The organism is Bradyrhizobium sp. CCGUVB4N (genome assembly GCF_024199945.1).
Lineage (GTDB): Bacteria > Pseudomonadota > Alphaproteobacteria > Rhizobiales > Xanthobacteraceae > Bradyrhizobium.
Window position 1 is genome coordinate 4,385,772 of the sequence record NZ_JANADP010000001.1, and the last position, 15,092, is coordinate 4,400,863.

General features: G+C 64.7%; 14 protein-coding genes. 9 read left to right on the forward strand and 5 right to left on the reverse strand.

Annotation, left to right across the window (positions count from 1 at the left end):
- Window positions 1–37: 37 nt before the first annotated feature.
- The 3 genes from NLM31_RS19845 to rpsF all read right to left on the reverse strand — a co-directional run bounded on the left by NLM31_RS19845 (window position 38) and on the right by rpsF (window position 1,883).
- Window positions 38–1,006, reverse strand: coding sequence for a DUF2232 domain-containing protein (locus NLM31_RS19845; protein WP_254193344.1), 969 nt, complete (start codon window positions 1,004–1,006; stop codon window positions 38–40).
- 128 nt (window positions 1,007–1,134) lie between these two features.
- Window positions 1,135–1,374: a 30S ribosomal protein S18 gene (gene rpsR / locus NLM31_RS19850; protein ID WP_007592020.1), complete on the reverse strand. Its 240-nt coding sequence runs from the start codon at window positions 1,372–1,374 to the stop codon at window positions 1,135–1,137.
- Between the two features lie 5 nt (window positions 1,375–1,379).
- Entirely contained in the window at window positions 1,380–1,883 is a 504-nt protein-coding gene (gene rpsF, locus NLM31_RS19855) for a 30S ribosomal protein S6 (RefSeq protein ID WP_254130977.1), read from the reverse strand.
- Window positions 1,884–2,227: 344 nt separating this feature from the next.
- On the opposite strand from rpsF, the gene NLM31_RS19860 reads away from it, so the two are divergent.
- From NLM31_RS19860 to gmk, 9 genes are all read left to right on the forward strand, one after another.
- Entirely contained in the window at window positions 2,228–2,944 is a 717-nt protein-coding gene (locus NLM31_RS19860; protein ID WP_254193345.1) for a TetR/AcrR family transcriptional regulator C-terminal domain-containing protein, read from the forward strand.
- 3 nt (window positions 2,945–2,947) lie between these two features.
- Complete coding sequence (locus NLM31_RS19865) at window positions 2,948–3,973, forward strand: fatty acid desaturase family protein (protein ID WP_254193346.1); 1,026 nt, start codon at window positions 2,948–2,950, stop codon at window positions 3,971–3,973.
- 173 nt (window positions 3,974–4,146) lie between these two features.
- Entirely contained in the window at window positions 4,147–5,106 is a 960-nt protein-coding gene (fabD, locus tag NLM31_RS19870; protein ID WP_254193347.1) for an ACP S-malonyltransferase, read from the forward strand.
- Between the two features lie 67 nt (window positions 5,107–5,173).
- Entirely contained in the window at window positions 5,174–5,911 is a 738-nt protein-coding gene (fabG, locus tag NLM31_RS19875; RefSeq protein WP_254193348.1) for a 3-oxoacyl-[acyl-carrier-protein] reductase, read from the forward strand.
- A 310-nt stretch (window positions 5,912–6,221) separates the two neighbouring features.
- Window positions 6,222–6,461 carry an acyl carrier protein gene (locus NLM31_RS19880; RefSeq protein WP_008130699.1) on the forward strand — a complete coding sequence of 80 codons (240 nt, stop codon included), beginning with the start codon at window positions 6,222–6,224 and terminating at the stop codon, window positions 6,459–6,461.
- 107 nt (window positions 6,462–6,568) lie between these two features.
- On the forward strand, window positions 6,569–7,834 hold the full coding sequence (gene fabF / locus NLM31_RS19885; RefSeq protein WP_254193349.1) for a beta-ketoacyl-ACP synthase II: 1,266 nt from the start codon (window positions 6,569–6,571) through the stop codon (window positions 7,832–7,834).
- 125 nt (window positions 7,835–7,959) lie between these two features.
- Window positions 7,960–9,234, forward strand: coding sequence for an endolytic transglycosylase MltG (mltG, locus tag NLM31_RS19890; RefSeq protein WP_254130983.1), 1,275 nt, complete (start codon window positions 7,960–7,962; stop codon window positions 9,232–9,234).
- Window positions 9,235–9,368: 134 nt separating this feature from the next.
- A complete protein-coding gene (locus tag NLM31_RS19895; RefSeq protein ID WP_254196233.1) occupies window positions 9,369–10,256 on the forward strand; it encodes a YicC/YloC family endoribonuclease in 888 nt (295 codons plus the stop codon).
- A 3-nt stretch (window positions 10,257–10,259) separates the two neighbouring features.
- A complete protein-coding gene (gene gmk / locus NLM31_RS19900; RefSeq protein WP_254130984.1) occupies window positions 10,260–10,919 on the forward strand; it encodes a guanylate kinase in 660 nt (219 codons plus the stop codon).
- On the opposite strand, the gene NLM31_RS19905 is transcribed toward gmk, so the two are convergent.
- Both NLM31_RS19905 and NLM31_RS19910 read right to left on the reverse strand, forming a co-directional pair.
- Complete coding sequence (locus NLM31_RS19905; RefSeq protein WP_254193350.1) at window positions 10,852–12,165, reverse strand: hypothetical protein; 1,314 nt, start codon at window positions 12,163–12,165, stop codon at window positions 10,852–10,854. The two genes, gmk and NLM31_RS19905, sit on opposite strands and share 68 nt — an antisense overlap.
- Before the next feature lie 323 nt (window positions 12,166–12,488).
- Complete coding sequence (locus NLM31_RS19910) at window positions 12,489–15,017, reverse strand: arylsulfatase (RefSeq protein ID WP_254193351.1); 2,529 nt, start codon at window positions 15,015–15,017, stop codon at window positions 12,489–12,491.
- Window positions 15,018–15,092 lie beyond the last annotated feature (75 nt).

Consider the following 15,092-nt stretch of genomic DNA (forward strand, 5'->3'; position numbering starts at 1 on the left):
CTTTGAGGTGCTCTGGTTTTCAGTTTTCGGGTTGGACTTAAGTTGTCGGCAATGGCGGCGGTTGCCGGTTGCGCAGGAAGCGCTCGCGGAAGCCGAACACGGCGTCCGCGAGCCCAAGGACGGTCAGCAGGATGAGGCTCACGCTGAACATGAAAACGATGGCGTAGGCGGTAGCGAGCCAAATTCCGCGATTGGCGAGGTCGCGCGTGATGGTGTGCAGAACGGCAAAGCCGACCAGCGCATAGGCCATCATCAGGACGGTCGTGACGACGACGGCGAGAATGCCGGTCATTCCGCCGGAGAAGCTGAACGCGAGCGCGACACAGAGGGCCACCAGCGTCATTGGCGGCAAGCTCGTGCTGCTGAGGTCCGGCCACGGCCGATGCAGCCGACCTGAAACAGCCGCGACCTTGGCGGCAAGCCAGAGGTTCAAAGTCAGCGTCGCCATCTGCGACGCCGCGACCAGAACCGGAATGACCGCGACCATCAGGCCGACGCGGGGATCGCTCTCCGTAACGGTCGTCTCGCTCACCATTGAAAGAATCTTGGCGAAGCCGCGCCGCATCGCATCGCTGATGGCCGAGGCGTCGCTTCCCAGCGAATACAGCGATCCCGCGGTCAGCAGCGTCGCCAGCGCCGCAATCCAGAGCAGGATGCGCCCAAGCGGGTACCATTCGACCTGGGGCGAAGCCGCATCCTGGCCCGCGATGCCGCCGGCGATCGGCCTGCCCAGCATGGCGAGATGGCCAAGCCACCAGGCCGGCAGCGCGAATGCGAGACCGTAACCGAGGGCGAGGGGCGGGCTGAGCGCGCCGGCAATGACGAGCGTCGCGATGAGGCCACCGAGGGCGCCGCACAGCGGCCCCCAGGCGATCGCGGCGAGCATGAGCGGCAGCGGAGCGAGATAAACCAGGACGAGCGAGATCAGCGCGCCCGACACGATCGAGGCGAACATCAGGGCCGACGCAGCGCCGGCGATCAGGGCTATCAGTCCAAATACCATCATCAGCTGTCCCGCTCCCTTCGAGCGGTTAGAGGCGCTTTGCCCCAACCATCGGCGACCGGAGGACCCGGAAGCCTTATGAGTTCAGAAAGTCGCGACCGGCGGCGTGATCGCCGCCGGTCGAATTCGTCTTAGCGAATGACGTAGGGCAGCAGGCCCAGGAACCGCGCGCGCTTGATGGCGCGGGCGAGCTCACGCTGCTTCTTCGCGGACACGGCGGTGATGCGGCTCGGCACGATCTTGCCGCGCTCGGAGACGTAACGCATCAGCAGCTTGGAGTCCTTGTAGTCGATCTTCGGAGCATTGGCGCCCGTGAACGGGCAGCTCTTGCGGCGACGGAAAAACGGACGGCGTGCACCAGCTTCAGCCATTGGTCTTACTCCCCATCCGTCGTGGTTTCAGCTTCGTCACGCGGACGGCGCGGGCCGCGATCACCGCGGAAGCCACCACCGTCGCGATCGCCGCCACGGAAACCGCCTTCACGGTCGCCACGGAAACCGCCGCCGCCTTCACGGTCGCGGAAGCCGCCGCCACGGTCGTCACGCTCGCGATCGCGGTCAGCCTTGCGCATCATCGCGGACGGGCCTTCCTCGAGCTCTTCGACGCGGACGCTGAGATAGCGGATCACGTCTTCGCTGATGCGCTCCTGGCGCTCGATCTCGGCGATCGCCGCGGAGGGCGCGTCGATGTTGAGCAGCACGAAGTGCGCCTTGCGGTTCTTGTTCATGCGGTAGGTGAGGGAGCGAACGCCCCAATTCTCGGTCTTGGTGACCTTGCCGCCGAGACCCTCGACGATTCCGGTCATCTGCGCAGTCAGCTCTTCGACCTGCTGCGTGCTCGCGTCTTGGCGCGCGAGAAAAACATGCTCATAGAGAGCCATAGTCGTCCTTTCCTCGTGTTAGCGCATTGCCCGGCGTCAAGCCCTTAAGAGACCTTCGGAAAGGACTCTGGGATTAAGCTCAGAAGGCGGAAACACGGGACGACGGGCCGACTGGCCCTGCCACACCAAAATCACGAATGATTTGCTGAGACCGTCCGTTCAGCTCCCGGCCGGGGTCTGCGGATGCGCGCGTTATACGGATTTTGGCCGGCTTGGCAAGGTTGGAGGCCGCATTTTCGGCCCGGATCGCCCGGTGCGGGTGGTGGGAGGCCGGTCCTCTTATACCACATCCGCCTTGATTTCTTTGTTTGTATGTCATACAAATAAATCAGGGAGAGGATCCGATGGTGGAAAAGTCGGCCCAAGAGCCGTTCGAAGAGCCATTTGAGGCGGCTGGCGACCCCAAGCATGCCGCGCGGGCGACGCGCTCGGCCGGGCGCAAGATGCGGTCGCTGCTGCTGGACGCGGCAAGCCCGCTATTCCGGGAGCGGGGGCTGTCGGGCACCGCGATCACCGATATCGCAGCAGCGGCGGACGCGTTCCCGAGCCAGATCACCTATTACTTCCGCACCAAGGAAGCGCTGTTCGTCGAATGCGCCTGCCGCGAACTTTTGTATCTGGCGCGCGCGACCGAGCAGGCGGCGCTGCAGGCGCGCACGCCGCGAGACTACACCCACGCGCTGGCCGAGACCGTGACGGCGAGCGATTCGATCGCCTTCTTCGCCGAGGCGTTGACCCTGACGCGGCGGCGCCAGGATCTGGCGCCTTTGGTCGAGCGCACCATCGAGCGCCTGCACAGTGAGGGCGCACGCGCTTATGCAGGCCAGGTGGCGCGTCATGGCTGGCGCTCGCTGCGCGCGCCCGACGAAAGCTCGCGGCGGTTCTGGGCGGTTGCGATCGGCGTCATTCTCGAAGGCTACGCCATGGGCCGCTCGCCCGAGGCACTCTGCGAAGAGATGCTGCGCGTGCTCGGCGAGCAGGCCAAATCCAGCGCTGACACTGCGCGCCTGCGTCTCGTCGACGAGCGCGGCGCATCAAGCAATTCGAACGAGGAGGGGTAGGTCATGACGGCGCTTCGCATGCGTGCCCGCGATTTCCTGACCGACGATCAACTGGCCGACGTGCGCCAGCGCGTGACCTGGAAGGGCGTCGCGATGATCGCGCACGCCTGGGCGCTGATCATTGGCGCAATCGCCCTGGTCGCCTGGTGGCCCAATCCGATCACCTACGTTCTCGCCGTCGCCATCATCGGTTCGCGTCAGCTCGGGCTCGCAATCCTGATGCATGACGGCGCGCATGGCTGCCTGTCCGCGGACGAGAAGACCAATCTCGCGCTGAGCCAGTGGTTTTGCGCCTATCCGCTCTTTGCCGAGACACGCAGTTATCGGCGCTATCACTTGCAGCATCATGCACGCACCCAGCAGGAGGATGATCCCGATCTGGTGCTGTCGGCGCCGTTTCCGATCACCAGGCTGAGCTATCGCCGCAAGTTCATTCGCGACATCACCGGGCAGACCGGGTACCAGCAGCGCAAGGCGCAATTGCTCAACGCGCTCGGTCCGAAGGACTGGCCGTGGCGGCAGCGCGCCGGGCATTTCTGGGAGAAGCTCGGCCCGCAATGCCTCGTCAACGCCGCGATGTTCGCAAGCCTCGCTGCGGCCGGTGTGTGGTGGGCCTATCCGCTGCTCTGGCTGGTGCCGCTACTGACCTGGATGATGGTCATCACGCGCATCCGCAACATCGCCGAGCACGCCGTCGTGCCCGACAGCAGCGATCCCTTGCGCAACACCCGCACCACGCATGCCAATGTCCTCGAGCGCCTGTTCATCGCGCCGTATTACGTGAACTACCACCTCGAGCATCATCTGCTGTTCTACGTGCCCTGCTACAATCTGCCGAAGGTGCATCGCCTGCTCAGCGAGAGCCGGCATACCGAGCGGATGGAGGTGCAGCCGGGCTACGCAGCCGTGCTGCGGCTCGCCACGGCGAAGCCGAACCGGGATGACCGGCCGGGCCAACTGGTCAGCAATGCGCGCCGTGCGCAAGCCGGCGCCGAGGTCGGTGCGGACCAGAAGGCCGGCGGGTTTTGACAGGCCGAATCCCCAGTCCAATGCAGGCCGAAGCTCCTATCTTGGCTTGACATTCCAGCCCCGGACAGTGTCTACGGCCCCCTTCGGAGCATGGTCGGGAACCAAGGCTCGGGCCGGACGTCATCGGCTGCGGGTTCTCGAACCACACGGCTCGAGCGATCCAGGGAGCGCCGATGACGGCAGCATTCACATTTCCGGGGCAGGGTTCCCAGGCAGTTGGTATGGGCAAGGCTTTGGCCGACGCCTTTCCGGTGGCGCGTGCCGTGTTCGACGAAGTCGATGCCGCGCTTGGAGAGAAGCTGACGGCCACGATCTGGGATGGCCCGGCCGAAACCCTTCAGCTCACCGAGAACGCCCAGCCGGCCCTGATGGCCGTGTCTGTGGCCACTCTGCGCGTGCTGGAGGCTGAAGCCGGGTTTTCCGTGGGGCGGGATGCGGCGTTCGTTGCCGGTCACTCGCTCGGCGAATATTCGGCGCTGGCGGCGGCCGGCAGCCTGACGATCTCGGACACCGCGCGGCTGCTTCGCACCCGCGGTCTCGCAATGCAAAAAGCCGTGCCGGTCGGTGCCGGCGCGATGGCCGCGCTGCTCGGCCTCGATTACGACGCGGCCATGGAGGTCGCCAGGGAGGCGGCCCAGGGGCAGGTCTGTCAGGCGGCCAATGACAATGGTGGCGGCCAGGTGGTCGTCTCCGGCGACAAGGCCGCGGTTGACCGCGCCGTCGAGATCGCCAAGACCAAGGGCGCCAAGCGCGCCATGTTGCTGCCTGTGTCCGCACCGTTTCACTGCAAGCTGATGCAGCCCGCCGCCGACGCGATGGCCGAGGCGCTGTCCAAGGTTACGATCAAGGCGCCGGCTGCGCCGCTGGTGTCGAATGTGCTGGCGAGCGCCATCACCGATCCCGACGAGATCCGCCGCCGCCTGGTCGAGCAGGTCACCGGCACGGTGCGCTGGCGCGAGTCGGTTGCCTATATGGCAGGGCAGGGCGTCACCCGTTTCTTCGAGATCGGCGCGGGCAAGGTGCTGACGGGACTCGTCAAGCGTATCGCCGATGGCGCCGTCGGCGTTGCCGTGGGCGGGCCGAACGACATTGCCGCCGCCAAGGATGCATTGGCCGCCGCGAAGCAGGCTTGAGTTTACGCACGATCTTTCCGGAAAACCGCTGCACACTTTTCCGGATCGTGCTTTGGAGGATTTTTCGATGTTCGATCTGACTGGCAAGAAGGCGCTCGTCACCGGCGCGACCGGCGGCATCGGCGGCGCGATCGCGCAGGCGCTGCATGCGCAGGGCGCCACCGTCGCGGTCTCGGGAACGCGCAAGGACGTGCTGGATGAGCTGGCCGGCAAGCTCGGCGAGCGCACCCATGTGCTGCCCTGCAATCTCTCCAAGGCCGACGAGGTCGAGGCGCTGGTGCCGGCTGCGGAAGCTGCGATGGGTCAGGTCGACATTCTCATCGCCAACGCCGGCATTACGCGCGACAATCTGTTCGTTCAGCTTCGCGACGAGGATTGGGAGGAGGTCATCAACATCAATTTGACTTCGACCTTCCGCCTGGCGCGTGCCGCCACCAAGTTGATGATGCGCAAGCGCTTCGGCCGCATCATCGCCATCACCTCGGTGGTCGGCGTCACCGGCAATCCCGGGCAGGGCAACTACACTGCGTCGAAAGCCGGCCTGATCGGCATGATCAAGACGCTGGGCGCCGAATACGCCAAGCGCGGCGTGACCGCGAATTGCATCGCACCCGGCTTCATCAAGACGCCGATGACGGATGCGCTCAACGACAAGCAGCGCGAGACGATTCTGACCAAGGTTCCGGCCAACCGCCTGGGGACGCCCGAGGACATTGCGGCGGCCGCGGTCTACCTGAGTTCGAACGAAGCGGCCTACGTCACCGGCCAGACCATCCACGTCAACGGCGGCATGGCCATGATCTGAGACGTCGTTCCGCACTGCCCACATGGGTGGGGCAGGATGCGGCAAACGGCCGTTTTCGGAGCGAATTGAGGCGTGTAGTCAAGGCAGTTGAAGTATGATAACCGGACCTTCAACGGATGGGCAAAGAACGCCATTGCAGGTTTTTGAAACCCTGTATATTGGCGATGCGGAGCCTTGGCCGTCATTCGCCGGGCCTCTACCGGTTAAGGTGGGGCCAAATCAAAGTTCGTAAGCGAAGGCAGTCAACGACCACGACGGCTCGTATCGTCCCGGGGGGTCGGGTCTACAGGGAACAACACGAGGTTATGCAATGAGTGACATTGGCGAGCGGGTTAAGAAGATCGTGGTCGAACACCTTGGTGTTGAACCCGAGAAGGTTGTCGACGCAGCGAGCTTCATCGATGACCTCGGCGCCGACAGTCTGGACACCGTCGAACTGGTGATGGCGTTCGAAGAAGAATTCGGGTGCGAGATTCCGGATGACGCCGCGGAGACGATTCTCACCGTCGGCGACGCCACGAAGTTTCTCGAGAAGAACGCGAAGAGCTAAGGCTCTTCATTTCGCGGGGACAACATTGAAACCGGACGGGCCGCTTTGCAGCGGTCAGCCGGTTTCTTGTTATTGGCCGTGAATCTTTCGATGCGGAGTTTTCGGATATGAGGCGGGTTGTCGTCACTGGTCTCGGCATGGTGTCGCCACTCGGTTGCGGCGTCGAGCCGACCTGGAAACGCATCCTCAACGGCGAAAGCGGTGCGCGCAGGATCGAGAGCTTCGATGTCTCCGATCTGCAGACCAAATACGCCTGCACGGTCGTGCGCGGCGACGGCAGCAACGACACCTTCAATCCCGACAAGTGGATGGAGCCGAAGGACCAGCGCAAGGTCGACGACTTCATCATCTTCGGCATGGCCGCGGCCGGCCAGGCGCTCGACGATGCGAACTGGCATCCCGAGACCGAAGAGGACAAGTGCGCGACCGGCACCATGATCGGCTCGGGCATCGGCGGCCTCAACGGCATCGCCGACACCGCTATCCTGCTGAAGGAGCGCGGTCCGCGCCGGGTGTCGCCGTTCTTCATTCCGGGCCGCCTGATCAATCTCGCATCCGGCTACGTCTCGATCGCGCACGGCCTGAAGGGACCGAACCATTCGGTGGTCACGGCCTGCTCGACCGGTGCCCATGCCGTTGGCGACGCCGCCCGCCTGATCGCGCTCGGCGATGCCGACGTGATGGTCGCCGGTGGCGCGGAGTCGCCGATCAGCCGCATCGGTATTGCCGGCTTCAACGCCGCACGCGCGCTGTCGACCGGCTTCAACGACACGCCCGAGAAGGCCTCGCGCCCCTACGACAAGGATCGCGACGGTTTCGTCATGGGCGAGGGCGCCGGCGTCCTCGTCCTGGAGGAGCTCGAGCACGCCGAGCGCCGCGGCGCCAGGATCTACGCCGAGGTGATCGGCTACGGTCTGTCGGGTGATGCCTATCACATTACGTCGCCGTCGCCCGATGGCGATGGCGGCTTCCGCAGCATGTCGGCCGCGCTCAAGCGCGCCGGCCTCACCGCATCCGACCTCGACTACATCAACGCCCACGGCACCTCGACACCGCTCGGCGACGAGATCGAGCTCGGCGCGGTGGAGCGCCTGCTCGGCAATGCCGCCTCCAAGGTTGCGATGTCCTCGACCAAATCGTCGACAGGCCATCTGCTCGGCGCGGCCGGCGCGATCGAGGCGATCTTCGCGATCCTTGCGATTCGCGATAACATCGTCCCGCCGACCATCAACCTGGACCATCCGTCGGTGGAGACCGCAATCGATCTCGTGCCGCACAAGGCGAAGCAGCGCGAGGTGAATGTCGCGTTGTCGAATTCTTTTGGTTTCGGCGGTACCAATGCCTCGGTCATCGTCCGGCGCCTGACCCATTAATTTGTGTTTGCGACGAATCCACCGTTTTGCCGTATTCGGCGATAGTCATGTCTGTGGGCGTGTGCATTTGGCTTGGCAAGCGATTGTCAGGCTGCGATTGAACCGGCAGGATTCAGGTTGCTTCGATGAGTGAAAGGCCGCCCATTTCGCCCCGGAGTCCGCGGGCAGCGCTCGAGCCCGAGCAGGTCCCGCCGCCGCCGAGGCGTTCGGAGCGGGCCCGCAATCCCTTTGTCGTGGTCGGCAACGCCATCATCACCCTGTTGCTGATCGCCATGCTCGGCGCCGGCGGCGCCTATTATTACGGCCGGCAGGTGCTCGAGGCGCCGGGGCCGCTGAAGGAAGACAAGATCGTCAACATCCCGCAGCGTGCGGGCAAGCGCGACATCGCCGAGACCCTGAACAAGGAAAGCGTGACCGACGTCAATCCGTGGGTGTTCATCGCCGCGGTGGCTGCGCTGAAGGCGAGCTCCGACCTGAAGCCGGGTGAATATTCGTTCCAGAAGAACGCATCCCTGCGCGACGTCATCGCCACCATCGTCGAGGGCAAGGTGGTGCAGCATTCCGTCACGATTCCGGAAGGCCTGACCTCCGAGCAGATCGTGGCACGGCTGTCCGACAACGACATCTTCACCGGCAGCGTGCGCGAATTGCCGCGTGAAGGCACGCTGCTGCCCGAGACCTACAAGTTCCCGCGCGGGACCCCGCGCGACCAGGTGATCCAGCGCATGCAGCAGGCGCACAAGCGCGTGCTCGCGGAGATCTGGGAGCGCCGCAGCCAGGACCTTCCGGTCAAGACGCCGGAGCAGCTCGAGACACTCGCCTCGATCGTCGAGAAGGAGACCGGCAAGCCGGACGAGCGTAGCCGGGTCGCGGCCGTGTTCGTCAATCGGCTGAAGCAGAAGATCAAGCTGCAGTCCGATCCGACCATCATCTACGGCCTCGTCGGCGGCAAGGGCACCCTGGGGCGCCCGATCAAGCGCAGCGAGATCACGCAGCCTTCGCCCTACAACACCTATGTGATCGAGGGACTGCCGCCGGGCCCGATCGCCAACCCCGGCCGCGCCTCGCTGGAGGCGGCCGCCAACCCGGCCCGCACCCGCGATCTCTTCTTCGTCGCGGACGGCAGCGGCGGGCACGCCTTCACCGAGACCTACGACGCGCACCAGAAGAACGTCGCCAAGCTGCGCGCGATGGAGAAGCAGATCCAGAACGACACGGTCGAGCCTGCCGAGGACGCACCTGCGCCGGCCGCCGCGGCGCCTGCGGCTGCCGATACGGCGCCGACCGCGACCACGCCCAAGCCGACCCAGCAGAAGAAGCCGCCGGCGCGGCCCGCCACCACTCCCGCGCCCGCGCGGCAGGGCGCCGTGCAGCCGTCGCCGCCGGTCATCCAGCGCTAGGGCTGGTCCAGCCTCGGTCGCTGTGCAGACCTGCCTACGGGACTTTGCGGATTCCACTTTCCCGCAAAATAGTCTTAAGATTCGCGTGGCCTGATGGCCTCGCGAATCCCATGTTTGTCGGAGAATTTGACCTGATGGCGCTGTCGTCCATGACCGGCTTTGCCCGAAGCCACGGCGCAAGCGGGCCGTATACGTTCGAATGGGAATTGAAGTCGGTCAACGCCAAGGGCTTTGACTTGCGGGTGCGGCTGCCGCAGGGGTTCGACGAGCTCGAGGCCCACGCCAAGAAGCGCGCCGGCGAGCTGCTCTCGCGCGGCACCGTCTACGCCAACCTCAACGTCAAGCGCGCCAATGCCGCCGCCACCGTCCGCGTCAATGAGGACGTGCTCAACGCCGTGCTGAAGGCGGCCTCCGTCATCGCCGGCAAGGTCGACGCGGTCGCGCCTAGCGTCGACGGCTTGCTCGCCATCAAGGGCGTCGTCGAGGTCGCCGAGCCCGAGGGCGACGAGGAGGAGGACAAGGCCGCACGCGCTGCCGCGGCCGACGCCTTCGACAAGGCGCTCGACGAACTCGTCGCGATGCGCAAGCGCGAGGGCACCTCGCTCGGCCAGATCCTGACCCAGCGGGTCGACGAGGTCGAGCAGCTGGCGAAGAGGGCGGAAGCCGCACCGGGGCGCAAGCCCGAGGCGATCAAGGCGAAGCTCGCCGAGCAGATCGCCGCGCTGCTGGACACGTCCGACCGTTTCGATTCCGACCGCCTGATGCAGGAGGCGATCCTGATCGCGACCAAGGCCGACATCCGCGAGGAGCTCGACCGCATCGCCTCCCACATCGCACAGGCGCGCGAGCTGATCGGCAAGGGTGGTCCGATCGGGCGCAAGCTCGATTTCCTGGCGCAGGAGTTTCACCGCGAGGTCAACACCTGCTGCTCGAAGTCGAACGACATCGAGCTGACCAATACCGGGCTCGCCATGAAGAACGTGGTCGAGCAATTTCGCGAGCAGGTCCAGAATCTGGAGTGATCGATGACGACGGGCGGTCACGGAACTGACGGTGTCGAGCGGCGCGGGCTGATGTTCGTGCTGTCCTCGCCATCGGGCGCGGGCAAGACGACGCTGTCGCGTCTGCTGATCGACCGCATGCCCGGTCTGCGCATGTCGGTGTCGGCGACGACGCGGTCGATGCGGCCCGGCGAGGTCGACGGCCGCGACTATCTGTTCGTCGACAAGCCCAGGTTCGACGCCATGGTGAAGGGCGATGAGCTGCTGGAATGGGCCACCGTGTTCGACAACAGCTACGGCACGCCGCGCGCGCCCGTCGAGGCCGCGCTGTCGGCGGGGCAGGACGTGCTGTTCGACATCGACTGGCAGGGCACGCAGCAGTTGCGCGAGAAAGCACGCGCGGACGTCGTCAGCGTCTTCATCCTGCCGCCGTCAGCCGGCGATCTCGAGAAGCGGCTGCATTCGCGCGCGCAGGATTCGGATGAGGTTATCCGCAAGCGGATGAGCCGCGCCAGTCACGAGATGAGCCACTGGGCCGAGTACGATTACATCGTCATCAACCACAATGTTGATGACGCCTTCGCCGAGGTGCAGTCGATCCTGAAGGCCGAGCGCCTCAAGCGCGAGCGGCGGACTGGCCTCGTGAGCTTCGTGCGAGGGCTGCAAGGTCAGCTTCAAGGCTAGCAGGGAAGGCTTCAGGGCGAGGCTGCGTCAGCCGTGGCCCTTCGGTCGCCAGCCGCTCCAGCATCGCCGTAATGATATCGATGTCGGCGGCGCTGGCCGCTTCGTGCGCATGTTCGTCACGCGCGTCCGCGTTCTGCTCTGCTGGCTCTTCGCGGTGGGCGGCGTCGGCGGCGAGCTGCGGCGCAGGAGGCTCGATCTCGAACTCGCCGTCGAAATAGTCGATCCCGGTCTCGTCAGGCTTTGTCTCGTCAGGCTCTGCTGTCGCAACCTCAACGGAACGGCCCTGCGCAGCGATCCGGCCGATGGCGCTTGAGAATGCGGCGATCTGCGGGGCTTCCGCACGCATGGCGTCGAAGTCCACCGGGAGCGGCCGTACGACGCGCGGCGCCGGCTCGGTATGCCAGGGCGCACGGCTGTCGGCGTCATCCTGCCGATGATCCCAGTTCACGCGGCGATCGGCCGCCCGGGCGCGCGCGCGTCGACCGGCGAAGCGATAAATCACGCTGGCGAGGAGGCCGGCGAGCGTCAGCGCGCCGCCGATGACGAGCAGCAGCATCTGCACCGATCCGGTCGGCTTGTCGGCGGGGGCCTCTGCCGCGGCGAGCGTTACCGGGGAGGCGGCTGGCTTCGCACTCGGCTGTACCGACGCTGCTGCAGGTGCGGCAGCGGTTGCAACTGATGGCTGCGGTGCGGGCGAAGCGAGGGCGGCGTCGGGCCAACGCGTGGCGACGGAGGGCTGCGCCGCATTGGCATCACTGGCGCCGGGAGCCTGCGGCGTGGCGGCTGCGGCTGACGCCGGCGCGTTCGCGGCGGGGTTGGTTTGCTGTGCAATGTATTCGGCATGCGCATTTTGCACCGATGACGGCGCGGCTGGAGCTGCACTCGGCGTGTCGGTCGTCGCCTGCGCGCTCTGTATGGGCTTGGCACCTTCCTTGGCACCGTCCTTGGTACCTTCGGCACGCAGATACCAGCATTGCCGCTTGGTCCCGCGCTCGACGCGATAGAACCAGTGCTGCCCCTGCGGCGCGACACCCTTTGGCGAGGCGACGCAATCGCTCGCGGCATTCGCCGTGCTTGCGCTCGCGGTATTCGCCGTGCTTGCGGCGCTGGGTGTGCTTGAGGCGCTGGATGTGCTTGGCGCGTTCTGTGAAACGGCAGCCAGCGGCGCGCCGGCAATGATGCTGCCGACTAGCGCGGACATGAACTTTGCGGTGCGGTTGCCCATCCTGGTCTCCCGTTTACGCATGACGCAACTCGTTACCTTCCCTTTCTCAACAAAGAGTTAGGTGGCAATGAGCCGCAAATCCGGAGAGGATGTGGCTTGAATCGGGCCTGCGCGGTGTTCGTTCCGCCGCGAATTCAGGCTTTTTGCCGGCGCTATTGCTTGCTCGCGGTCCAGGTTCCCGAGCAGCCGTCAGAGCGGCGGAAAGTGCCGGAACCGCTGCGTCCGGACAGGTGGCCAGCGCCGGTATAGGTGATGCCTTCTGATGCGACGAAGCAATCCAGACCGCCGCGGCGGAGAGATTCTGGATTGCTTCGCAACATTCGCAATGACGGAAAGAGCCGCTCCTAATCCCGCGACATCGCCCGAGAGGCTTCCTTCTCCAAGTCATGATAGACTTCGGGACTGACGTCGACGCCCACGCCGAGGATAGAGCCGCCCTTGAACGTGCCTGGCGATTTGTACTCCTGGCTGACGGCATCGCCGCTGTCATAGCCGACGCAAAGGCCGTCGCCGGCAAGGGTGAATTTTCCCGATTGTGTGCGCATGTCGCCTTGGGCGACGGACTGCCCGTTGACGTAGAGCGTCGTCTTGCCGACGGATTCACCCTTCGGGCCCGCCTTGTCGCGGACGAACTCCATGCCAAGCGTGTACTTGCCCGGCTTCAGTTCGTTGGAGACGAAGCGTTGTTCCGGCTTGATGCCGAGGAAATTATACACGTAGTTCAGCTTGCGATCCTTGATGAACAGGCTGTGCCCGCCGAAGCGGGAGCCGTGCGCAAAGATCACCCCGGTTGCATCGGGATCGCTGATCTCGACATCGGCGACGATCTTGTAGGAGCGGCCGCGCACATTGACGGCAACGCCTTCCGGGACCGGCGAGGTGCCGGGATAATAGACGTAACGCGTGCGGGGCTTTTCCTCGCTGGGCCGTTCGATGCCGAGCAACTCGGCCGGAGTCCGGTCGTCGAGTGGCAGCACGAAATTCTTGTCCGCCTCTTCGAACCAGGCCTTGATGAGACCTTTCAGTTTGTCAGGATACTGCTTGGCGACGTTGACCGATTCCGATCGATCGACGTCGACATGATAGAGCTCCCAATCGTCCTGGTCGAAATGCCCCTTGCCGGTGAGGGGCGCGTGCAGGGCCGCGGCCTTCCAGCCGTCCTCCCAGATGCCGCGGGTGCCGAGCATGGCGTAATATTGCCGCTTCTTCTGCGTGGGAGCGTCCTTGGCATCGAAGCTGTAGCGCATCGAAACCCCCGACATCGGGTATTGCTCGACGCCGCGGAACACTTTCGGCATGTCGAGCCCGCAGACATCGAGGATGGTCGGAACGATATCGGTCGAGTGGTGATATTGGTCGCGGATCTCGCCCTTGGCCTTGATCCCCTTCGGCCAGGAGATCACGAGGGGGCAGCAGGTGCCGCCGGCATATTCGGAATAGCGCTTGAACATCTGGAACGGGGTCGAGAACGCCGTCGCCCATCCGGTCGGGTAGTGGTTGTAGGTCTCGACGCTGCCGAGCACATCGAGATATCTCATATTCTCGGCCATCTCGTCCGGATAGTTGTTGAAGAACTTGTTCTCGTTGACCGAGCCGTTCGGGCTGCCTTCACCGGATGCGCCGTTATCGGCGCAGTAGAACACCAGCGTATTGTCGAGTTGACCGCTCTTCTGGAGATAATCGATCAGCCGTCCGATCTGCACGTCGGTGTATTCCGAGAAACCGGCATAGACCTCGGCCATACGTGCGAACAGTTTCTTCTCGTCGGCGCTGAGCGAACTCCACGGTCGCACCGCGTCGAGCTGGTTCGCGACGCTCTGCGGCAGCGGATTGATCTGCGTGAGCTTGGTATCCTTCGGCAGCAATCCTTTCGCGATCATGCGCGGCAACACCCAGTCGCGATAGGCTTCATAGCCATCGTCGAACTTGCCCTTGTACTTGTCGACATACTCCTTGGGGGCATGATGCGGGGCATGGTTGGCGCCGGGACAAAGCCACATGAACCACGGCTTCGACGGATTGCTGGCCTTCTGGTCACGGATCATCTGGAGCGCGTTCTCGACCAGATCGCGGGAGAGGTGATAGCCCTCCTCAGGTGAATAAGGTGCGTCGACGAATTTGTTGTCCTCGGTCAGATCGGGAAACCACTGGTTGGTCTCACCACCGAGAAAGCCATAGTAGCGATCGAACCCTTTCTGTAGCGGCCATTGCGAACGGGTCGCGCCGGCGGCGATGTCCTGCTCCGGCACGTTGTGATTCTTGCCGAGCCAGAACGTGCTCCAGCCGGCGCCCTGGAGCACCTGGCCGATGGTGGCGCATTCGTCCGGGATCCGTCCGCTCCAGCCCGGGAAACCCTGGGCGGCTTCCGTGATGCACGAATTGCCGTTGAGATGGTGGTTGCGGCCGGTCAGGAATGTCGAGCGGGTCGGCGAGCACAGCGCGGTGGTGTGCCATTGCGAATACATCAGGCCATTGTCAGCAAGCTTCTGCAGCGTCGGCATGTTGATGCCGCCGCCGAACGGAGACCATGCCGCCAGGCCGGTGTCGTCGTAGAGGATCACCAGAATGTTCGGCGATCCCTCGGGCGCGCGTGCCGGCGTGAAGGGACCCCAGTCCGGTGTCGAATCGCGCGAGTCCAGCTTGATGACGCCATTGAAGCCCTTCTTCGTCAGCGCGCCGGGCGTTGTGGATGGCGTGGCCGTCGCTCCCTGCGCCGAGGCCGGAGCGGTTGTCCCGGGCGCTGCGGACAATGCAGCGACGGCTCCGATCGCCGTCGATCCGAGCAGGACATTCCGCCGGTTGATGGCGGACGCTTCGTTCGTGGTCTTCTGATCGGGGGAGGAATTGATGTTTTTGGGAGCGCCGTTACTCATGGTGGTCTCCGTGTTGCTAAACGACCCCGGATGCGCTCGCTTGCACGCAAGCTGATCGCGAAGGTCAAGCCATGC